This window comes from Streptomyces sp. NPDC004065, from assembly GCF_044903565.1.
Classification (GTDB): domain Bacteria; phylum Actinomycetota; class Actinomycetes; order Streptomycetales; family Streptomycetaceae; genus Streptomyces.
Genome location: NZ_JBJDQT010000037.1, coordinates 20,267 through 41,611 on the forward strand (window position 1 = coordinate 20,267; position 21,345 = coordinate 41,611).

At 75.7% G+C, this 21,345-nt stretch carries 20 protein-coding genes; 17 read left to right on the top strand and 3 right to left on the bottom strand.

Annotation, left to right across the window (positions count from 1 at the left end):
* Positions 1 to 269: 269 nt before the first annotated feature.
* Genes ACI2LW_RS29945 through ACI2LW_RS29955 form a run of 3 tightly spaced genes read right to left on the bottom strand, consistent with a single transcriptional unit; the run spans position 270 to position 6,117 of the window.
* Positions 270 to 1,565, bottom strand: a complete 1,296-nt coding sequence (locus tag ACI2LW_RS29945; RefSeq protein WP_404734379.1) for an acetyl-CoA carboxylase biotin carboxylase subunit family protein — start codon at positions 1,563 to 1,565, stop codon at positions 270 to 272.
* A 23-nt stretch (positions 1,566 to 1,588) separates the two neighbouring features.
* Positions 1,589 to 2,284 carry an NADPH-dependent FMN reductase gene (locus ACI2LW_RS29950; RefSeq protein ID WP_404734380.1) on the bottom strand — a complete coding sequence of 232 codons (696 nt, stop codon included), beginning with the start codon at positions 2,282 to 2,284 and terminating at the stop codon, positions 1,589 to 1,591.
* Complete coding sequence (locus ACI2LW_RS29955) at positions 2,281 to 6,117, bottom strand: ATP-grasp domain-containing protein (protein ID WP_404734381.1); 3,837 nt, start codon at positions 6,115 to 6,117, stop codon at positions 2,281 to 2,283. Before ACI2LW_RS29955 ends, ACI2LW_RS29950 begins: the two co-directional genes overlap by 4 nt.
* Positions 6,118 to 6,495: 378 nt before the next feature.
* Between ACI2LW_RS29955 and ACI2LW_RS29960 the strand changes: the two genes are divergently transcribed.
* From ACI2LW_RS29960 to ACI2LW_RS30040, 17 genes are all read left to right on the top strand, one after another.
* Positions 6,496 to 8,559 carry a repetative protein gene (locus ACI2LW_RS29960; RefSeq protein WP_404734382.1) on the top strand — a complete coding sequence of 688 codons (2,064 nt, stop codon included), beginning with the start codon at positions 6,496 to 6,498 and terminating at the stop codon, positions 8,557 to 8,559.
* Positions 8,556 to 9,188 (top strand): GTP cyclohydrolase II RibA, encoded by a 633-nt coding sequence (gene ribA / locus ACI2LW_RS29965; protein WP_404734383.1) that lies wholly within the window; start codon positions 8,556 to 8,558, stop codon positions 9,186 to 9,188. The genes ACI2LW_RS29960 and ribA overlap by 4 nt, the downstream gene beginning before the upstream one ends.
* On the top strand, positions 9,185 to 10,372 hold the full coding sequence (locus tag ACI2LW_RS29970) for an SUMF1/EgtB/PvdO family nonheme iron enzyme (RefSeq protein ID WP_404734384.1): 1,188 nt from the start codon (positions 9,185 to 9,187) through the stop codon (positions 10,370 to 10,372). The genes ribA and ACI2LW_RS29970 overlap by 4 nt, the downstream gene beginning before the upstream one ends.
* Entirely contained in the window at positions 10,369 to 11,445 is a 1,077-nt protein-coding gene (locus ACI2LW_RS29975; protein WP_404734385.1) for a pyridoxal-phosphate dependent enzyme, read from the top strand. Before ACI2LW_RS29970 ends, ACI2LW_RS29975 begins: the two co-directional genes overlap by 4 nt.
* Positions 11,429 to 12,364 carry a class I SAM-dependent methyltransferase gene (locus tag ACI2LW_RS29980; protein ID WP_404734386.1) on the top strand — a complete coding sequence of 312 codons (936 nt, stop codon included), beginning with the start codon at positions 11,429 to 11,431 and terminating at the stop codon, positions 12,362 to 12,364. Before ACI2LW_RS29975 ends, ACI2LW_RS29980 begins: the two co-directional genes overlap by 17 nt.
* 20 nt (positions 12,365 to 12,384) lie before the next feature.
* Positions 12,385 to 13,344, top strand: coding sequence for an isopenicillin N synthase family dioxygenase (locus ACI2LW_RS29985; RefSeq protein ID WP_404734387.1), 960 nt, complete (start codon positions 12,385 to 12,387; stop codon positions 13,342 to 13,344).
* Positions 13,341 to 14,078, top strand: a complete 738-nt coding sequence (epsC, locus tag ACI2LW_RS29990) for a serine O-acetyltransferase EpsC (RefSeq protein ID WP_404734388.1) — start codon at positions 13,341 to 13,343, stop codon at positions 14,076 to 14,078. Before ACI2LW_RS29985 ends, epsC begins: the two co-directional genes overlap by 4 nt.
* Before the next feature lie 175 nt (positions 14,079 to 14,253).
* Positions 14,254 to 15,771, top strand: coding sequence for an FAD-binding oxidoreductase (locus tag ACI2LW_RS29995; RefSeq protein WP_404734389.1), 1,518 nt, complete (start codon positions 14,254 to 14,256; stop codon positions 15,769 to 15,771).
* Between the two features lie 72 nt (positions 15,772 to 15,843).
* The gene (locus ACI2LW_RS30000) at positions 15,844 to 16,305 is read left to right on the top strand and encodes a hypothetical protein (protein ID WP_404734390.1); all 462 of its coding nucleotides are present in this window, start codon (positions 15,844 to 15,846) and stop codon (positions 16,303 to 16,305) included.
* Positions 16,275 to 16,427 (top strand): hypothetical protein, encoded by a 153-nt coding sequence (locus ACI2LW_RS30005; protein ID WP_404734391.1) that lies wholly within the window; start codon positions 16,275 to 16,277, stop codon positions 16,425 to 16,427. Before ACI2LW_RS30000 ends, ACI2LW_RS30005 begins: the two co-directional genes overlap by 31 nt.
* Before the next feature lie 12 nt (positions 16,428 to 16,439).
* Positions 16,440 to 16,733, top strand: coding sequence for a DUF6087 family protein (locus ACI2LW_RS30010; RefSeq protein ID WP_404734392.1), 294 nt, complete (start codon positions 16,440 to 16,442; stop codon positions 16,731 to 16,733).
* A gap of 249 nt (positions 16,734 to 16,982) precedes the next feature.
* Entirely contained in the window at positions 16,983 to 17,246 is a 264-nt protein-coding gene (locus ACI2LW_RS30015) for a hypothetical protein (protein ID WP_404734393.1), read from the top strand.
* On the top strand, positions 17,243 to 17,620 hold the full coding sequence (locus ACI2LW_RS30020; RefSeq protein WP_404734394.1) for a PIN domain-containing protein: 378 nt from the start codon (positions 17,243 to 17,245) through the stop codon (positions 17,618 to 17,620). Before ACI2LW_RS30015 ends, ACI2LW_RS30020 begins: the two co-directional genes overlap by 4 nt.
* A 27-nt stretch (positions 17,621 to 17,647) precedes the next feature.
* Positions 17,648 to 18,460 carry a hypothetical protein gene (locus tag ACI2LW_RS30025; protein ID WP_404734395.1) on the top strand — a complete coding sequence of 271 codons (813 nt, stop codon included), beginning with the start codon at positions 17,648 to 17,650 and terminating at the stop codon, positions 18,458 to 18,460.
* A gap of 121 nt (positions 18,461 to 18,581) precedes the next feature.
* A complete protein-coding gene (locus ACI2LW_RS30030) occupies positions 18,582 to 18,821 on the top strand; it encodes a hypothetical protein (protein ID WP_404734396.1) in 240 nt (79 codons plus the stop codon).
* On the top strand, positions 18,821 to 19,198 hold the full coding sequence (locus tag ACI2LW_RS30035) for a fic family toxin-antitoxin system, toxin component (RefSeq protein WP_404734397.1): 378 nt from the start codon (positions 18,821 to 18,823) through the stop codon (positions 19,196 to 19,198). The genes ACI2LW_RS30030 and ACI2LW_RS30035 overlap by 1 nt, the downstream gene beginning before the upstream one ends.
* A 165-nt stretch (positions 19,199 to 19,363) precedes the next feature.
* Positions 19,364 to 21,292, top strand: a complete 1,929-nt coding sequence (locus ACI2LW_RS30040; protein ID WP_404734398.1) for a glycoside hydrolase family 5 protein — start codon at positions 19,364 to 19,366, stop codon at positions 21,290 to 21,292.
* Positions 21,293 to 21,345 lie beyond the last annotated feature (53 nt).

The window sequence follows — 21,345 nt, forward strand, 5'->3', positions numbered from 1 at the left end:
GCGCGCCCGCCGCCGCGCTCGTTGGAGCCGCGCCCGCCGCCGCGCTCGTTGGAGCCGCGCCCGCCGCCGCGCTCGTTGGAGCCGCGCCCGCCGCCGCGCTCGTTGGAGCCGCGCCCGCCGCCGTGTCCGTCGGAGCCGCGCCCGCCGCCGCGCTCGTCGGAGCCGCGCCCGCCACCTGCCCGCCCGGCGCCGCCTGCCCGCCCGCCGTCGGCCCCGGCGTCTGCCCCGACGCCGGCTGCCCCGCCCCCGCCCGCTCGGCCGCGGGCCGCTCAGTCACGGTCCGCTCCCGTCGGGGCGTCGAAGGCGGGCACCAGCCGGATGCCCAGCGCCTGTTCCACCCGCGCCGACAGCGCACGGGCGGCGGTCGCGTCGGGTGCGGCCACCAGGAAGCTGGCCAGGTGCAGCGTCCGCTGCCGGCTCGCCCGCTGCCCGGGCGCGAACCTGGCGGAGACGTACACCAGTTGGGGGAAGGCGGACAGCACCTCCTGGACGGGCCGCTGCGCGGCCACCCGCCAGGAACCCGCCGGGATCGGCAGGAACCTGAGCAGCGCCGCGCGCCGGAAGGCGGGCAGGGCACTGGGCGGCAGACCCAGCGCGCTGCGGCCGATCTGCGCGGCGTAGTCGTACCCGGCCGCCACCTCGAACATGGCCGGCAGCGGCCCGCCCGCGCGCGCGTTGACCTCGATCACGCGGGGGCCGTCCGGCGTCAGGGCGATCTCCGTGTGGACCGCCCCGCAGGTCAGGCCGATCGCCCGGATGGCCCGGTCGGCGAGGTCGACGACGGCCGCCGTCGTCGCCTCGTCCAGCCGGGACGGCAGCACGAGGCCCTCCTCGGCGTAGCCGTGCTCCAGCGGCAGCCGGTCGGAGACGGCCAGGTGGTGGGCGGAGCCGGCGGCCAGCAGCGACTCCACACTGCAGTAGGAGGCGTATCCGCTGTCGCCGTCGGCCTCCAGGTCCAGCCGCTCCTCGAGCAGATAGGCGTCGTCGGCCTGGAGGAAGGCGGTCTTCTCGGCGCGCGCGGCGGTGAAGGCGTGGATCAGCTCCGCGTACGTCGACACCAGGCGCACGCTCTGGCTGCCCGCGCCCAGCGACGGCTTGAACACCCCGGGCAGGCCCACACGGGCGGCGGCCGCGGCGAGGTCCCGCTCACTGGTGATGATCTCGAAGCCGGGCGAGGGGATGCCGTGCTCGGCGAAGAGCAGCCGCTGGCGGGCCTTGGACTGGGCGACGGCGACCGCCTCGGGCGCGTTGCCGGGCAGGCCGAGCCGGTCGGTGATCTCCGCCTGGGGGCGCAGCAGCAGCTCGGAGTAGGTCACCACGCCGTCCACGGGGCGGCGTTCGTGCAGGCGCAGGGTGGCCTCGACGGCGGCGTCGAGGTCGGCTGCGGTCAGGAACTCGCCGTCGAGTCCGCGCCTGCGGTAGTCGGCGCGCACCTCCTCGGGACCGCGCCAGGCCGTGACGAGGACGACGCTGACGGTGCCGGTCACGGTGGACAGCGAGTCGAGCGCCTCGCCCGGGGCGTGGCCGCCGATTCCGGCGAGGAGTACGAGGTGGGGGGAGCCCATGGAGCCCATGGTGATCAGGCCTTTCAGCTGAGGACGGGGAACGGGCCGCCGGCGACGGGACGGGGGACGGAACCGGGGACGGCACCGGGAAAGAGGCCGGGTACGGGACCGTGGACCGGGCCAGGTACAGGGCCGGGTACGGGACCGTGGACCAGGCCGGGTACGGGGCCGGGGACCGGGCCGGGTACGGGACCGGCAGCCGTACGGACAAAGGCCAGCAGCTCGGCGACGAGGTCGTCGAGCCGCTCCTCGAGGAAGCGCAGCGGCTCGCCCGGCGCCAGGTCCGCGGCGGTGGTGGCGACCTGCGTGGGCGTGGACCACCCGCCCAGCGCCCGTACGACGGTGCGCAGTTGGTCGCAAGCGCTGCCTGCGCCGCGCGGGCCGCCCCCGGCGGCGATCAGCCCGACCGGCCGCCCGGCGAACGCCTCGCCGGTGAGGTGGTCCAGCGCGTTCTTCAGCAGCGCGCTGTAGGAGCCGTGGTAGACGGGGGTGGCGAGCAGCACGGCGACGGATCCGGCGACGCGGGCGCGCACCTGGGCGGTCTGGCTGCCCGGGGGCGGGTCGTCGTAGTCCTCCAGCGCGTGCGGGTGCGGGAACTCCACGGCCAGGTCGACCAGGTCGAAGCGCGCGCCGGCCCGCTCGAGGCGTTCCCCGGCCCGCAGCAGGACCTCCCGGCTCACGGACTCCTTCGCCGCGCTGCCGAGCATGCCGAGGATCATCGCGCCGCTTCCGTCAGGCCGGCCGGGCCGGTGACGACCCGCACCTCGCGCTCGGCGCGGGCCAGCAGCCGGACGAGTTCGGCGTGGGAGTCGTGGGCGAAGACATGCGTGCTGACGCCGGTGCCGGAGAACCGGGAGACGGGCAGCACGTCCCCGACCCGGACCCGCACGGAGCGGAACCAGGCGTGCGGAGCGACCGCCGAGTCGTCGAACTCCAGCAGCCTGCCCCCGGCGCTGTAGTGCACGGTCCAGCCGGCGTGCGCGGCCACGGGGTCGCGGCGGCCGGAGCGGGGATCGGCGCCCGCGTCGGCGAGGATCTTGGCGTGGTCGAGGTCGATGCCGGTGGTGGCGCGGAACGCCTCGGCGACCCCGGCGCCGCCGGGCCGGGCGGCCACCTCGCAGAACGTCGGGCGGTCCCCGGTGAGGAACGCCTCCAGGTGCAGCACCCCGGAGCCGACCTCCCAGGCGTCCACCACCTGTTCCAGCAGGCGCCCGGCGGCGGCGCGCAGCGCGGGGTCGGCGACCGTCGCCGACGACAGCGGCTGCCCGCGCCGCAGCGCCATGGTGTCGCGTTCGTAGAGGGAGACGTTCCACACCGTCTCGTCCCGGTGCACCACGGCGTCGATGTGGCACATCGGCGCGTCCACGAACTCCTCGCACAGATGCGTGCCCGGGGTGAACTCCTCCCGCAGCCAGGCCTGGACGTCGTACCACCCGGACAGCACCGCCACGCCCCGCGAACCGGAGTCCGCCCGCGGCTTGACGACGATCTTGCCGTGGCGGTCGAACAGCGCGAGGACGTCCTCGGGGCTCTGCACCAGCAGTCCGTCGGCGCAGCGGATGCCGTGCCGGCGGGCGATCCGCTTCATCACCGCCTTGTCCACGAAGCGGCGGATCCGCTCGGGCCCCTCGCCCGCCGTGCCGAGCAGCGCCCGCAGCCGGGCGGCGGGCTCCTGCAGATGCTCCGACAGGGTGGCCACCCGGTGCACGGGATGCGCGGCGTGGACGGCCCGGGCCAGTTCCCGCAGCGCGAACTCGTCGCCGAGATCGGTGCGTACGGTCAGGTCGGCGGGACCTGCCGCGCCGGCCGGGCCTGCGGGACCTGCCGCGCTTGCGGGACCTGCCGGGTTTGCCGTGCCGGCCGGACCTGCGGGGCCCGCAGGTCCCGCAGGCCCGGTGGTCCCGGGGGAGTCCTCGGCCGCCGACAGCACCGACAGGCGGAAGTCCTCGGCGGGCAGCAGCCGCGAGCCGTCCGCGGCGGTCCAGGTCGCGGCGCCGACGCGGTCCAGCAGCAGGACGTGGGTGCGCCCGAGCGGGGTGGTGCGCAGCACCAGGGAGCGTTCCAGCCGGGCGGCGGCCCGCCGGGCCCGCTCGCGGCCGTCCGCGACGACCGTGTGCCGCAGCCATACGGCGGGTCCGGGCGCCCGCCGGACATGGCCGGCCGGGGCGAGGACCTCGGCACGGAACAGTCCGGGCCAGGTGCGCAGCCGGTCCTCGGTCGTCGCCTCCACCACCCGCAGCGGCCCCGCCGGCGTGCGCAGGCTCCGCTGCACCGCGACGGCCTCGCGCCGACGGCCGCGCGGACGGTGGCCGAGCGCGGCCCCGGCGGCCTCGGCGACCAGGCCGCGGGTGTGCACGGCGTCGTACAGGTCGAGGGTCGCGGCGTCCAGGCCCGGCCGCAGCAGCGGCGGCGCGGTGGCCGCCCGCCCGGCGGGGAAGAAGCAGCGCACCACGCCCGACAGCCCCGCCTCGCGCACCGCGCGCACGGCCCGCTCGGCGAGCCCGGCCCGCTCGGCGGCGGCCAGGGCGGAGGGACACAGCCGGGCGTCCGGCTCCTCGTCGATCACGGCCAGGGCCCGTACGTCGCCGCGGTGCGCGAACACCACCACGGTGTGCCCGGGCACCTGATCCCCGGCGGAGTCCGGCCGGTCCTCGGCGGCGTACGGCAGATCACCGGCGCCGTGCGGCAAGTCACCGACGGCGTACGGCAGATCACCGGCGCCGTGCGGCAAGTCACCGGCGATGTACGGGAATCGTCCGGTGCCGTGCGGCAAGTCACCGGCGACGTACGGGAATCGTCCGGTGCCGGACGGGGGATCACCGAATGGCGGATCACCGATGGCGGGCGGCGCCGCAGTGACGTTTCCGTACCGGTCCTCGCGCAGTTGCCGGGCCACCGGCACCGCGGAGAAGGAGAGCGCGGCGCGCACCGGCAGCCAGGCGTGGATACGGCGCGCGGCCGCCCGTACCTCCCGGGCCGTCGCCGCGCCGCTCCACCACCCGCGGCAGCGCTCGCGCCACAGCGTCCGCGCCGCCTCCTCGCCGCCGGGGCTCCCGGTCCACACCACGCTCACCCGCGCGGTCACCGCCCCCACGGCGGTCAGGATCCGTTCGGCCGGCTCCTCGTCCCCGAGCAGCAACAGCAGGTGCTCCCCGCAGGGGACGCCGGCGGCTTCGTCCAGCCGGTCGCCGCCCGGCCCGGCGGGCTCGCGCGTACCGGCGGGCAGGCCCGGACCGGCGGGCAGGCCCCGACCGGCTGACTCGCGCGTACCGGCGGGCAGGCCCGGTCCGTACCGCCCGGCGGGCTCGCCCGGCCCGGCCTCCCCGGCCAGGGGCTCCAGCCGGAGTGCGTGCAGCGCGCGCCGGGCGGCCTGTGCGGCGGTGCGCGCGGCCTCCTCGCCGTCGCGGCCGCGGGCGAGCACGTGGCCGAACCGGTCGTGGTTGGTGCGCAGCGCCCGCACCCGGTCCCCGGGCCCGACCGCGAGGTCGGTCTCGATCACCTCGGGGGTGAGCCCGTCCGCCGGCGCGGCGCCGCGCACCACGGCGTCCACGGGCGAGTACAACTGGTGCAGCGCCACCACCGATTCGGCCGGCGCGGCCTCCCGCACCGGTTCGCCGACGGCCAGCGCCACCAGGTCCCGGGTGAGGGAGCGGCCCAGCGCCAGCGACATCTGACGGGCCACCACATGCCCGGCCACCCGCCCGTTGACCTCGATCAGCTCGGGCCCGGTCGGGGTGAGCAGCAACTCGGCGTGGACGGCGGAGCAGCGGATGCCGAGCGCGCGCACGGCGTCCAGCACGAACGCCCGCGCCGCTCCTTCCTGTTCGATCCGGGCCGGGAAGTGGCCGCCGAGTTCGGCGGTCAGGCCGGGCGGGGCCGGCAGCCGCTCGGCGAACCCCAGCAGTACCGTGCGCGCGCCCTGCACCAGCAGTTCCGCGCTGACGTGCCGGCCCACCACGTACTCCTCGACCAGGGCGCGCGGCGGCCTGCCGTCGTCCCCGGCCTCGGCGCCGAGCACCTCGGCCAGGGCCCGGGCCGCCTGCTCGCGGCTCCAGGCGACGCTCACCCCGGCCGACCAGCCGCCCGCGGTCGGCTTGACCACGACGGGCAGCCCGATCGCGTCCACGGCGGCCAGCCCCTCGGCCTCGGTGGCCGCCACGCCCCAGCGCAGCGACCCGATGCCGTGCTCGGCCAGCCGGGCCCGTACGGCGGCCTTGTCGCCGAGCAGCCGGGCCGTCTCCGGGGACTCGTGGGGCAGACCGAGGTCCCGGGCGAGCCCGGCCGCGGCCCGCAGGTGCACCTCGTCGCGGCAGATCACCCCGTCGGGCGGCACCGGTCCGAGCCTGCCGCGCAGCCGGTCCGCCAGGGCGCCGCCGGCGGTCAGGGGCACCTCGAGCAGGCGCGCGGCACGCGCGGAGAGCTCGAATCCCGGCTTTCCCCGGTAGGCCCCGAGATCCGCGGTGACGAAACTGACCTCGATGCCCGCGTCGGCCATCTCCGCGACCATGTCGAAACCGCGGACGGACGCCGTTTCCACCAGCACTATGTGCACGCCGCTCAGCTCCCCGGACCGGTTCCTGCGATGTCGGGAAAGACTCCGCCCACCGGCCGCGGGCCCTCAAGCGCGCCCGGCGGAATCGGTCAGGTGGGCGCCGGACCTGGCCGTCAAGGCGGAAACGGCGAATACGTGAAGTTGCCACATTGACGGCCGCCGGCTCGTCACCGGCCAATGCGCCCGCCTAATTTCGGCCTCCGACGGCCCCCATGCCCCCATGCCCCGAAGCCGCAGAGCCCCAAAGCCCAGTGGCCCGAAGCCGAAAAGCCCCAAAGCCCCCAAGCCCCCAAGCCCCCAAGCCGAATAGCTCGAACCCCGAAGCCCCGAAGCCCCGAAGCCCCGAAGTCCCGACAGCCGAGAAAAGGACGAGACGGCGTGCGCACCATTGACCTCCCGGCCTGTGGAGCAGGCCACTCCGCTCCACTCACCCATGTGGCGTTCCGACCCGACGGACAGCGCCTGGCCAGCTGTTCCTACGACGGCACGGTGATCGTCTGGGACACCGGCGACCCCCCACGTCCCGCCCCCCTGGCCCGGCTGCGCCACCGCCGGCTGGTCAACGCCTGCGCCTGGAACCCGGCCGACCCCGAGGTCCTGGCCACCGCCTCGGCGGACAAGACCGTCGCCGTCTGGCGGGTGGACGACCGCGGCCGCAGCAGCCTGCAGACGGTGCTCGCCCGGCACACCGACGACGTCAACTCCGTGGCCTGGCTGCCCGACGGCGCCCGCCTGATCTGCGTGTCCGAGGACGGCCGCGCCACCCTGTGGTCGGCGGCCGACGGCGGCTTCCTCGCCGAGATCGGCGCGCACGAGGCGCACTGCATGATGGTGTCCGTCAGCGCGCAGGGCCTGGTCGCCACGGTCGGCGAGGACGGCCTGGTCGCCGTCGCCGACCCCGACGGCGGCACCGGGGGAGCGGTCCGCCGCTACGACTGCTCCATCGAGGGCTGCGCCTGGTCCCACTCCGGCCGGCTGCTGGCCGTGGCCCGCGACGACGGCGTGGTGGACCTGCTCACCCCCCGCCTCGAACCGGTACGCACCGTCGCCGTGTCCACCTCGGCGGCCCGCGCGGTCGCCTGGGCCGAGGACGACGCGCACTTCGTCGTCGGGGCCTACGACGGCTCGCTGCACTGCTTCGACACCGACGGCACGCTGCTGCACCGTGTCGAGGACCGCCGGCTGTGGCCGCGCTCGGTCGCCGCCGCCCACGGACTGCTGGCCGCCGGCAGCTTCTGGAACGGCCCCCACCTGTACGAACTGTCCACCGGCCGGCCCGTCTTCACCCCCACCGCCGCCACCCACGGCTCCAACGCACTCGCCCAGGCGGCGGACGGCGACCTCCTCGTCGGCACCGACTCCGGACTCCTGCTGCGTCTCACCGAACGCCTCACGGGCCGCCCCGATGTCCGCGTCACCCGGCTCACCGACGGCCCCGTGCTGTCCCTGGCCACCGACGGCACCACCGACGGCACCACCGACGGCACCGTCGTCCACGCCGGAACGTACTCCGGACACGTCCTGCGCCACGACGAGCGCGGCACCCGCACCAGCGAGGCCCTCGGCGCCCCGGTGCCCTCCCTCACCGTGCACGACGGCACGGTCGTCGCGGGCACCTACAACGGCGAGTTCCTCCTGCTCGACCCGCACACCCTCGGCGTCACCGGGCGCGTACGGGCGCACGACGGGTCGGTGAAGTCCCTCGCCCCGCTGCCCGGCGGATTCCTGTCGGCGGCCACCGACCGCACCGTCGAGGCCGGCGGGCCGCGGGCCCGCACCCGGCTGTGGGAGCACGGCAACCTGGTCAACGCGGTCGCCGTCCTCGGCGCCGAGGTCGCCGCCAGCGCCTCGCGCGACCACACCGTCAAGACCGGCAGGCTGCGCCGGCGGCCGGACGGCGGCTGGCACGCCGAGGACGTACGGACCCTGCTCGGCCCGGACGAGTCCGTCAAGTGCGTGGCGCTCCTCGGCGACGCGGAGGCGCCCGTCGTCCTCGCCGGGAGCTACGACTTCGGCCTGTACGCCTGGCAGATCGACTGGGACGACGCGCAGACCACCCTCGCCTCGGGCGGCCTCCTGGCCGAGTTCGGCCAGGGCCTGTCGTGCATGCTCCGCCTGCGCGACGGCAGGGTCGCCGTCGCCGGCTGGGACGGACGCCTGCTGCTCGTCACCCTCGACGCGGCCGGCCGCCCCGCCGTCCAGCGCACCTGGCACCTGAACGACCTGCTCGCCACCCCCCACCGGACCCCGGCCACCTCCCACCCGGCCTCGGCCACCCCCGACCCGGCCTCGGCCACCCCCGACCCGGCCTCGGCCACCCCCCACCCGGCCTCGGCCACCTCCCACCCGGCCTCGGCCACCTCCCACCCGACCTCGACCACCCCGAATCCGACCGTGCCGGCCCCCTCGGCCGCCTCCACCGTGGAAAGCAGGGCCGCGTGAACCGCGTCACCGCACTGCCGAAGACCGCCGCCGTCCGCGCCCGGGTGCCCGTCACCCTGCACCGCGCGGCCGGCCGCACCGCCGAACTGGTCACCTTCCACGACCTGCCCGACGCCGGGGAGCACATCGCCTGCGTCGTTCCCCACGCCCCCGGCACCGCGCCCCTGGTGCGGCTGCACAGCGAGTGCCTGACCGGGGACGTCCTCGGCTCCGCCCGCTGCGACTGCGGCCCCCAGCTCGACGAGGCGCTCGGCGCCCTGGCCGCCGAGGGCGGCGTCCTGCTGTACCTGCGCCAGGAGGGCCGCGGCATCGGCCTCTACAACAAGCTCGACACCTACGTCCTCCAGGACCAGGACATCGACACCTTCCGCGCCAACCGGCTCATCGGCCGGGGCGAGGACGAACGCGACTACCGGGCGGCGGCCGCCATGCTGCGCGCCCTGCGCCTGCCCCGCATCCGGCTGCTGACCAACAACCCCGACAAGGTGCGGCAGTTGCGCGAGCTCGGCATCCGCGTCGAGGCGGTCGTGCCCACCGGCGTCCACCTCACCCCCGACAACGCCCGCTACCTGTCCGCCAAGGCCGGCAGCGGCCACACCCTGCAGCTGCTGACGGGGGCCGGCGCATGAACCTCCAGGACATCGCCCGCTCACCGCACTTCGCGGAGCACGCCGCCCTCGCCGACCCGGCCCGCGTCCACCCGTACGGGGCCGACCCGACCGCAGTGGCCGACCCGACCACAGCGGCCGACCCGACCACAGCGGCCGCCCTGCCCGCCGGGACCGGTCTGCCCGCCGGGACCGGTCTGCCCACCGCGGCCGACCTGCCGCGCCTGGCCGCCGCCGTCGAGGACCCCGCGCTGCCGCTGCCCGTCCGGCTGGCCGCCGGGGGCGTGCTGGCCCTGCTCGGCGACCCGCGCATCACGCCCGTACCGGCGGTGTGCCACGTGCCCGGCGGCCGGGTGCCCGTCGGCCTGCCCGCCGACGAGGTCCCCTACGTCACCCGGGCCTGGGCCCACCGGGGCGTGGAGGAGTCCTGGATCGTCAAGGAGACCCCGGAACACACCGTGGAGCTGGCCGACTTCTGGATCGCCCGCTACCCCGTCACCAACGGCGAGTGGCGCGCCTTCCTCGCCGACACCGGCCTCGAGGACCGGCCCACCACCTGGTACCTGGGCGCCTACCCCTGGGACCGCTCCAACCACCCCGTCGCCGGCATCCGCCCCGAGCACGCCGACGCCTACGCGCGCTGGCTGAGCGAACGCACCGGCCACCCCTGGCGGCTGCCGGCCGAGGCCGAGTGGGAGTACGCGGCCAAGGGCCCCGAGGGACGTCCCTATCCGTGGCCGGGCGGCTTCGACGCCGACGCCGCCAACACCCGCGAGAGCGGCGTGCACACCACCACCCCGGTCGGCGCGTTCCCCGCCGGCAGGTCGCCGTTCGGGGCGTACGACATGGGCGGCAACGTCGAGGAGTTCACCGCCGACGACTACGCCCCCTACCCGGGCGGACGGCACGTCGAGGACCACCTGACCGAGTCGATGGGCTCCTACCGGGTGGCGCGCGGCGGCAGCTTCGCCCGCTTCGGCGACCTGGCCCGCACCCGGCGCCGGCACGGCCCGTTCCCCGGCCCGCTGTACCCGGTCGGCTTCCGCCTGGCCACCGGCACCCGCCCGTCACCGGCCACCACCACTCGCTCGTCACCGGCCACCGGCACCCGCCCGTCACCGGCCACCACCACCCGCCCGTCACCGGCCACCGACGAGCACCGTCCGTCACCGACCCAACCGACCCCCGAGGAGCGTGCGTCATGACCGCCCCCGCCCCGGCCCTGCTGCCGCCGCCCCCCGTCACCCGGCGGTGGGAGATCGAACGGGTACTGGCCGAGCGCCGGCCCGAACCGGCCGACATCGAGGCCTCCTTCGGCACCCTGGAGCGGCGCGCCCACCGGCTGCTGCCGCACCTGGCCGTCATCCGCCGGGCCATCGGCTCCACCCCCCTCGTGCCGGTGCCCAGCCTGGCCGGCCGGGGCACCGTCTGGCTCAAGGCGGAGGCCGCGAACCTCACCGGCACCGTCAAGGCCCGTACCGCCTACGCGCTGCTGTGCGCGGCCGTGGCCCGCGCGGGCACCGCCCGGCTGAGGCTGGTGGAGTACTCCGGCGGGTCCCTGGCCCTCGCCCTGGCGGAGATGTGCGCGACGACCGGGATCGACCTGCACCTGGCGGTGCCCCACGGCAGCCCCGGTCGCCTGGTGGACGCCCTGCGCCGGCACGGGGCGCGGGTCAGCCACGGACGGGAGGGCGAGGGCTTCCTCGGCGCGATGAACGAGGCGGTGCGCGTCGCCGAGGACGAGGGACGGCACCTGCTGTTCCAGCACTGCGCCCCCGAGGCCGCCGCCGTGCACCGCGAGCACACCGGCGCCGAGATCGTCGCCCGGCTGGTCCAGGAGGGCGTGGCCCCGCTGGGCCTTGCCGCCTCGGTCGGTTCCGCGGGCACCCTCGTCGGCACCTTCCAGGCCCTGCACACCCGCTGGCCCGGCTGCCGCGCCGTCGCCGTGTTCCCCGCCGAGGCGCCCTACGGCGACGTACGCGCCCCGCACGGCGCACCCCGCATGCACGGCACCGGCGGCCTCGGCCACGGCCTCAAACAGCCCCTGCTCGCCCCCTACGAGGACGACGTCCACTTCACGGGGATCGGCTACGCGCACGCCCTGGAGGCGATGCGGACACTGTGGCGCACCCAGCGGATCGCCGTCTGCTCCAGCGCCGCGGGCGCCTATCTCGCCGCGTCCCGCATCGTCGACGAGGGCCCGCGCCAGGGCCACGCCGTGGCCGTCGCCGCGGGTCGCGGAACCCCCGAGGAGTGGGCCCGTGCGAACGCCGGCTGACTCCGCGCCCACCGAGCCGACCCCCGCGCCCACGGAGCCGTACGCAGGGCCCACGGAGCCGTACTCCACGCCCGGCCCCCCGGACCAGGAAGCCGAACACCGGGACCCGGGCCCGGACCTGGACCTGGACCTGGAGCCGAACCCGACCCCGAACCCGACCCCGAACCCGACCCCGAACCTGGCCGCGAATCCGGACCAGGACCCCGGCTACCCGGCCTACCGCCGGATCGTCGCCCGCTCCTTCGGCGCCTGGTACGGCCAGGGCCGCGACTCGTGGACCGGCGACGCCACCGGCGAGGAGATCACCCGTTTCGTCCAGGCACAGATGGAGGCACGGCCCCGGGCAGGGGCAGGGGCAGGGGCAGGGGCAGGGGCAGGGGCAGATACCCGTACCGGTACCGGTACCCCCTCTCGACGCCTCCGCCTCCTGGACGTGGGCTGCGGCCGGGGCCGGCAGAGCGCCGACCTCGCCGCCCGCCTGGACGCCGACGTCACCGGGGTGGACCTGCTCGACGTGTGGGACGCCCCGCCGCCCGCCCGCGGCCGGGTCCGCTTCGTCCGGGGCGACTTCCTCGGCCACACCGCCGACGCCGGCCTGCTGGACGCGGTGGTGGACAACGGCTGCCTGCACCACCAGCGCCGTACCGACTGGCCCGCCTGGGCGGCGCACGGCGCCCGCCTGCTGCGTCCCGGCGGCGTCCTCATCGTCAGCGTCTTCCTCAGCCCCGTGGGCGAGGTCACGGCGCTGCCGCTCGAGGACGGCCGGCTGAACTGGTGGCTGACCGAACAGGCCGTCACCGGCCTGTACACCGGCGCCGGGCTCGCCCCCGCCGGCCGCGCGGTGATCGACCGCGACTTCCGGTACCGGGGCCACCGGCTGTTCTACCTGGCACTGGCCTTCCGCAAGGCCGACGGGTGACACCGCCCCACCGTCTCGTCGTGAAGGGACGACACATGCTCAAGGAGATCGACCTGGACCGGCCCGGCAGCCGCGACCGTCTGCGCGGCGCCCTGCACGACGGCTTCTTCCTCGTGCGCAACACCGTTCCCGAAAGCCTCCTGGACGAGGCCTACGGCTTCCTGCGCGCCTTCTTCGCCCTGCCCGCCGCGGACAAGGCGGCCTGCCGCATCCCCGGCACCAACGGCCAGTCCGGCTACACCCCGCCGCTGGTGGAGCACGCCGAGAAGGGCACCGTGCCCGACTGGAAGGAACTCTTCCACTGGGGTGCGCCGCTGCCCCCGGCCCACCCGCTGCGCAGGCGCTTCCCCGACCGCTACCCCGACCCGTACTTCCCCGACCACCTGGTGCCCGGCATCGGCTCGGCGCTGCGCGAACTGCACACGCGCACCCTGCACTTCCAGTACGACGTCGTACGCACCGTGGCCGACGCGCTCGGCGCCCACCCCGACTACTTCGCCGACATGCTGGAGGACGGCCCCGTCGTCAACCGGGCCACCTGGTACCCGCCGATGGACCAGGCCCCCTCCGACCGTCATGTGTGGGCGGCCGAGCACCAGGACTTCGACCTGATCACGGCGCTGCCCCGGGCGACCGCGGCGGGCCTGGAGGTCCTCCTCGACGGCGAGTGGCTGCCCGTGGACGCGCCCCGCGGCTACGCCGTCGTCAACGTCGGCATGGTCCTGGACCGGCTCACCAACGGCCTGGCCCGCGCCGCCGTCCACCGCGTGGTGGCCCGCCCCGGCGGGACCGAGGGCCGTCTGTCCCTGGTGCAGTTCTGCCACCCGGCCCCGTGGACCACCCTCACCCCGCTGCGCATCCCGGGAGCCGAGGACCGCCCCCTGCGCTTCGCCCCCCTGACCGCCGACGAGCTGTTCCAGCGCACCATGTACCGCATCAACCGCCTGGACGCCCCGCCCCTGGCGTCCACCCCCCGATGACCGCCCCCGCCCCGGACACCCCCCGGGCCCCCGCCCCGCCCGACCGCCCCGCCCCGCCCGAACACCCCACCAAGTCCGGCCGCCCCACCACGACCACGCCCGCCGCCCCCACCCGGCTCGCACGCCCCGCGCCTCCCGCGCCCCTCGTGCCCCCCGCACCCTCCGTGCCCCCCACGCCCGCCGCCCCCACCCTCCTCCGGCTCGTCCGCGAGGATCTCCACGCGGTCCTGGCCCGGGATCCCTCCTGCTCCGGCCGGCTGGAGGCCCTGCTGCACGCGGGCTGGCAGGGCCTGGCCCTGTACCGGCTGGCCCACCGCCAGTACCGGCGCGGTCGTCGGCTGCGGGCGGCGCTCCTCACCCGCCTGTCGCGCCTGCTGACCGGCATGGAGATCCACGCCGGCGCCCGCATCGGCCGGCGCGCCTTCATCGACCACGGCTTCGGCGTCGTCATCGGCGAGACGGCCGTGGTGGGCGACGACGTGACGCTCTACCACGGCGTCACCCTCGGCTCCCGCGGCTGGCTGCACGACGGCCGCGGCACCCGCCGTCATCCCGTCATCGGCGACGACGTCCTGATCGGCACCGGCGCCTCCGTCCTCGGCCCGGTCACCGTGGGCGACGGCAGCCGCATCGCCGCACATGCCCTGGTCCTGCACGACGTACCGGCGCGCACACCGGCCTCCCGCCGCCCCGGGCCGGCGCGTCCCACCCCCTCGGCGCCGCGGCGGAGATGACGGACTACGGCGAATTCGCGCCACCTACGCCCCGCCGTCGCGGATGCTGCACCGCAGTACGAGCCACGGCCGCGCACCGACACGGCGCCGCCGCACGGCACTTCCGCACCCGCACACCCTGTCCCGCCCGCCGGGACACCCACGTCCCGCACGGACGGAACGGAGAGTGATCCACGTGCTCAGCAGACGCTCCCTGATACGCGCCTCGGCAGGCGCCACCGCCGCCGCGGCCCTCACCACCGGCACCGGCGGCCTGGTCCTCGCGGCCGGCGGCTCCGTGCCGTGGAGCAGCCTGAGCGGCCGCCTGACCGGCCGGCTGGTGCTGCCCGGCGACCAGGACTACGACACCGCCCGCCAGCTCCAACTGGCCCAGTTCGACGCCGTCCACCCGCAGGCCGTCGCCTACTGCGCCACCGAGGCCGACGTCACCACCTGCATCCGCTTCGCCCAGGACAACCACCTGGCCACCGCCGTGCGCAGCGGCGGCCACAGCGCCGCCGGCTACTCCACCGGCCCCGGCCTGGTCATCGACCTCTCCCGCCTGAACGCCGTGCGCACCGACGGCTCCACCGTCCACCTCGGCCCCGGCGTCCAGGGCGTCGACGCCTGCAACGCCCTCGCCCCGCTCGGCCTGCAGGTCGCCGGCGGCACCTGTCCCACCGTGGCGATGGGCGGCTGGGTCCAGGGCGGCGGCCTCGGCTACGCCGCCCGCAAGTACGGCATGGGCTCCGACCGGCTGGTGTCCGCCCGCGTGGTCCTCGCCGACGGCAGTGTCGTCCGCGCCGACGACAGGGACAACAGCGACCTGTTCTGGGCCCTGCGCGGCGGAGGCGGCGGCAACTTCGGGATCGTCACCGACTACGAGGTACGGCCCGTGCAGATCCCGGTGCTGACGCTGTTCAACCTCAACTTCCGCTACAGCGACGCCGTACAGGTCATCCTCGCCTGGCAGGACTGGATGACCGGCGGGCCCCGCGAGCTCGCCTCGGAGCTGATGTTCCTGTACGGCACCGACGCCGGCACCGAGCCCGACGTCGTCCTCACCGGCGCCTTCCAGGGCACCAAGGGCGACTGCGACCGGCTCCTGGACCGTCTCACCAGCGCCGTCGGCCACCCCGGCACCAGCCGCTCCAGCAGCGAACTGCCGTACGCGCAGGCGATGATGCAGGTGTACGGCTGCGGCGACAAGACCGTCCCCGAATGCCACCGCATCGGCTTCACCCCCGAGGCCCGGCTGCCCCGCGACAACTACACCGCCCAGCGCAACCAGTACTTCGCCAGGCCCTGGACCGCCACGGCCGCCCGGGACGCGCTCACCGCCCTGACCGCCGACCCCCGGCCCGGCCAGTTCCGCTTCCTGGGCCTGTTCCCCTACGGCGGCAGGATCAACGAGATCTCGCCCACGGCCACCGCCTTCGTCCACCGCGACGCCGTCCTCAACGCCGGCTTCGCCCTCTCCCTGTTCACCCCGGACCCCGCCCAGGAGGACCGCGACCGCGCACGGACCTGGGTCGACGGCGCCCACACCACGATGAGCGCGTACTCCAACCACGGGTCGTACCAGAACTACATGGACCCGGCCCTGACCACCTGGCGCCAGGCGTACTACGGACGCAACTACAGCCGTCTGCGGACCGTCAAGCGCGCCTACGACCCGTACCGCTTCTTCCGCTTCGCCCAGGCCGTCGACTGACCGCCCACCGCCCACCGGCCGCCCCCCGCCCGGCTCTTGGCCAGGGGCCGCGGCCCGTGAGATCTTCGGCAGATGTCCGACGCCGCGGGGGAGACGATGCCGACGCGACCCGACGACCGCCCCGACGCCTGGTCCGACGACCGACCCGACACCCGACTCGATGACCAGCCGGACGCCCGCCCCGACGACCGCACCGCATCCGCTCTGCGCTTCGCGGCCGAACTCGTCGCCTGGGTGGCGACCCCCTGGGCGCTGGCCGGCCACTCGTGGCTGCTCGCCGCCCTCTCCGTGGTGCTCCTGATCGGGCTCCCCTCGGTGCTGTCCACCCCGGGCGACAAGGCGAGCGTGATCATCGCGGTCCCGGGCTGGGTCACCATCCTTCTGGTGCTTGTCCAGCTCGTCGCGGCCGTGGTCTCCGCGTGGCTGGCCTGGCCCGCGTGGGCGGCGGTCCCGGTGACACTGCTGGCCGCCGCCGTCCCCGTCACGGAGCGCCGACGCTGGAAGTGGCTGCTCTCCGGCGCCCCGGCCCGCTGACTGAGGCCCGGCTCAACACCCTGCTGGACGCCGCCCGCCCGTACGAGACCGCCGCGGTGGACGACGTACGCAGCAGGACACGGGAACTCGCCGCCGCCCGCCCGACCACGATCGTCGCCTGAGACCATCGACGCATGGGCAAGCACTCGCGTCCCGGACCTCCCGACCAGCCCTCCCGCGCTGTCCCGCGTCTCGACGCCGACGACCCGCTCGCCGCGTACCACCGCCGGCGGCGCCCGCCGATGGACGTCTGGCGAAAGCACCAGCCGCTGCACGGCGGCGGTGGACACGTACGTCCCGACGAGCCGAGGGCCCTGCTCCGCTGGACCGGCTTCGCGTACGAGATGGCAGGCACCGCGCCGGACCTTCCCGCCGCGCAGCGGTGGGTGAACGAGGCCGCCCCGGGCATCCAGGCCGCGGACGAGTAAGTGACACCGAACGGGCCCGGGTCGCGTCCGGCCGATGCACCCGCCGCCGGGCCCCTCACAGCGAGGGGAAGGACTACCGGTGACCACTCCGGATGTGGACATCGAGGACCCGGCCACCTGGGCCGACCTGTTCGTCCGCGACGTCGACGAGCGAACCGTGCGGTTCTCGCCGACGCCGTCCGACCTCCTTGCCCGGCCCCTGCCCCGCACTCCTGCCCCAGACCGTTCTACCGACGGTAGAGTGGCCCCATGGCAGAGCAGGACACCAGCATCAAGACGACCAAGGCCGTCCGCGACCGCCTGAAAGCGCTGGCCGGTGAGCGCGGCACCACCATGAACGAGCTGCTGGCCGAACTGGTCGCACGCGAGCTCACCGAGGAGGAGAAGGAGCAGCGTGCCCAGCAGGCCCTGGAGGAGATCAGGCGGACCACCGGCGTGAGCGTCTCCGACGAGGCCCGCGCCCGTGCCCGCGCCTTCCTGCGGGGCCTGGGACGAGAGCACCACGTCGCGTGATCCGCGTCCTGCTCGACCACACCTGCGTCCACGCGCTCGCCGAGGGCGACGAGTTCCTCAACGGCCTGTACGTGGAGGCCGGTCACGGCTACGCCGAGCTGACGGTCCCCGCCCTGTCCGCCGCCGTCGCCGAACGCGAGCGACCGGGCACCGGACAGCACGTCCTCAACCGCCGCTTCGTCACGACCACCGCCTTCGGCACCGCCCACGCGGCGGTGGCCGGCGCCTGGCAGCATGCGGACTGGCGGGTGCTCCACCCCGCGTCCGCCCTGATCGTCGCCCAGCAGACGGGAGAGGACGCCACCTTGCTGTCCCTGACCCCGGACCTCTACCGGGGCACGGGCGTGACCCCTCTCAACCCACTGAGCCCCTGACCGCACGGGAGAGGACGGCGAGGGAACGTGGACGCGGAGCGCATCACGGCGAAGCTGTACACGGTGCATCCCACGGCGTTCGCCGCCGCCCGCGCGGCGTGGGTGGCGGAGGCCCTGAACGCCCAGGAGCCCGCCCTGGCCGCCGAGATCGCCGCGCTCAAGCGCCCGTCCCTGTCCGCCTGGGCGAGCAACCTGCTGGTCCACTCCGAGCCCCGGCAGGCCGCCCGCCTGCTGCGGCTGGGCGAGGACCTGCGCCGGGCCCACCGGGAACCGCACCCGGACCGTGCCCGCCTCACCCGTCTCAACCGGCGGCGCCGCACCCTCGTCGGCACCCTGACCGAGCGGGCCTACGCGCTCTCGGCCGAGGCCGGGCACCCCATCGGCCAGGCCGCGCGGCGCAAGGTCGAGGAGACCCTGTACGCGGCCCTGGCCGATCCGTCGGCCGCCGGGAGATGGGCCGCGGGCCGCCTGGTCCGAGCCCTCCCCCCGCCCACCGCCCTCACCCCGCCCGCCCCGGCGCCCGAGCCACCCGCCCGCCCGGGCGGACGACGGGCCCGGCCCCGGCGCACGGCGCGCACGGCCGAGCAGCGGGCCCGCCTGCGGCAGCAGGAGCACGAGCGGGCCCGGGCGGAGGTCGAGCGGACCGAAGCGGCCCTGCGCGCCCTGGAGCAACGCGCGACCGAACTGGCCCAGCAGCTCCACGCCACGGCGGAACTGCGCCGTCGCGTGCGCGACGACCTCGACCGGGCCCGCGACCGGGCCGCCCGGACCGAACGCGCCGCACAGGAGGCCCGCCGCGCCGCCGAGCGCGCGCGAGACCGGACGGACACCCCCACGTAGCGGCCGGAACGCGGGCCGCCCGCACCAGCGTCCGGAACGGTGAGCCGACGACCAGCCGACGATGAGCCCACGACGACCCGAGCCGATGCACAACCTGGTAACAACTGTTACCATCCCTCTCATGGCGAAGACACAGCTGGGGGCCCGCGTAGACGACGAGATCGCGGAACTGGCCAAGGCCCGGGCCAAGGACCGCGGACTGAGCCTGGGCGACTACATCGCCTCCCTCGTCCGGGAGGACGCCGACGGCCTGCGGCAGCGCGGCCTGGACGCGGCGCGCCGCTTCCTCGACGAGCACCAGGCCCTCTTCGACGAGGCCGAGGACGCGGACCGCCGCGCACGGGGGGCGCACGCCGCGTAATGGACCTGTACATCGACGTGCCCTGGATCCTTCAGGTCGCCGAACTCGCGGGCGCGGACGACCCCGCGCCCGACGACTACGGCGTCCCGGTGGCCGCGGTCGCCTGCCACCGCGCCGAACTGCTGGACCAGCCCGTCTACGACGGCCCCTACGCGCGCGCCGCCGCCCTGGTGCACATCCTCGGCCGCTGCCGCTGGCTGGAGCGCTCCAACATGGCCGTGGCGGCCGCCACCGGCGTGATGTACCTCGAGGCCTCCGGCGTCCCCGTCAAGCCCACCCGGGAGGACGCCGTCGCCCTGCGCGACCTGCTGCGCGACCCCGCCTGCACGGCCACCGCGATCGCCGCCCTCCTGCGCACCTGGCCCCGCACCGCCTGAACGCCCCGTACCGCCTGAACGCCCCGTACCGCCTGAACGCCCCCACCACCGCCTGAACGGCCCGCAGCCGTGTCACGTCGCCCGTTTCTCCGTAGACTCGACGCGGCCGCCACCCCCCCTTCGTGCACCGCGTACGCGGTGCACCAGTCCCCGACAGAGGGCCGCATGCCGATCACGGACAGAGTTGTCAAGTACCTGACAGGACTGGTCTCGGGCACGGCCCCGGCCGTCCTCCTGCTGACCCTGGCCCCCGCGGCGGTCGCCGCCCCCGCCCCCGAACCCCCGCCCCCCGCCGCCGCCCCCGCGCATGCCGCCCCGACCTGGCAACCGCCCCTGTCCACCCGCGGCCGGTACGTCGTCGACGCCCGGGGCGACCGCTTCCGGCTGAGGTCGGCCAACTGGGACGGCGCCCAGGGATCGTGGACGGGCAGCGGCAGCACCGCCGACCCCGCCCACCACCACGCCGGGCAGAACTCGTACGGCATCCCCCTCGGCCTGGACCGCGCCCCCCTGCCCCGGCTCCTCGCCGACTTCCACTCCCTCGGCATCAACAGCGTCCGGCTGCCGTTCTCCAACGAGATGATCCACACCACGGCCCCGGTCCCGGACGCCGCCGTCGCCGCCAACCCGCAACTGCGCGGCAGGACACCCCTCCAGGTCTACGACGCCGTGGTGGCCGCGCTCACCGGCGACGGCTTCGCGGTCGTCCTCAACAACCACACCAACACCTCCCGCTGGTGCTGCGGCATCGACGGCAACGAACGCTGGAACAGCGGGCAGTCCACCCAGCAGTGGGCGGACGACTGGGTGTTCATGGTCCGCCGCTACGCCGGCGACCCCCGCGTGGTCGGAGCGGACCTCTACAACGAGGTGCGCCGCGACATCTGGGACGACCCCAACTGGGGCCTGGGCGACGACCACGACTGGTACGCGGCGGCCCAGCTCGCCGCCGACCGCATTCTCACCGAGGCCGATCCGGACCTGCTCATCGTCGTCGAGGGCATCAACTGGACCGGCCTGCCCGTCGACGGCCTCCCGCACGGACGCCCGGTGCTGACCCCCGCGCGCACCCTCTCGCACACCCTCGTGGCGAGCCACAAACTGGTGTACTCCGCGCACTTCTACGGCTACACCGGCCCCCGGCACAGCGGCGCCACCGGCATCGGCGAGACCCACGACGCCCGCTACCAGGACCTCACCCGCGACCAGCTGTACCAGGCCCTCGCCGACGAGGCGTTCTTCGTGCAGGAGGAGGGCCGGCACTACACCGCACCCGTGTGGATCAGCGAGTTCGGCATCGGAGCCGGGGAGACGGGCGCCGCCGCCCGGACCTGGTTCGGCGACATCACCGACTACTTCGCCGACCACGACGCCGACTTCGCCTACTGGCCGCTGGTCGGATGGGAGGGCCACGACGACTGGGCCCTGCTGCGCTACGACACGGACGGCAGCCGCCACGGCATCCTCGACCAGGGCGACTGGCGCGCCGGCCCGTGGAACCACCTCATGACCGCGCCGACCCGCACCGGGCCCGTCGCCGCGGTCCCCGTCTGGCGCATGCTCACCACCGACCACGGCGACCAGGTGCAGTCGCTGCGGGTGCGGGCCGGCGGCGACTGGGACGTGGGCGCCTACAAGGCCGTCTGCCCCGACGGCCTGCGGCTGACCGGCCTCGGCCACACGGCCGGCCGTGGCCTGTGCACCGACGTCACCACCGGCGACCTGCGCGCCGACGGCACCGGTCGGACGGTCGTCACCGACGAGCGCCACGTCCCCGCGGGCGGCGACTGGGCCTCGGGCTACACCAAACTCCAGTGCCCCCCGGGCCAGTACCTCATCGGCTACAGCCGCCGCGGCGAACGCCTGTCGGCCGCCCTGTGCGTGCCCGCGCGCACCTCACTGGCGGGCACGGGCCGGACCGTCTGGTTCGACCGCTCCGACAACCGCCCCGCCGGCGCGAACGGCGGGGACTTCGCCCACGGCGACTACAAGGGCCAGTGCGCCGACGACGAGTACGCCGCCGGAATCGCCTTCACCACCCGCCTGGGCAGCCCCCGCGGCCCCGCGGCCCTGCTCTGCCGCAAGCTCCCCTGAGCCGGCGGGCTCCGGTGGTCGCCCCCCGAAGCCCCGCGCCCGCATCACCCTTC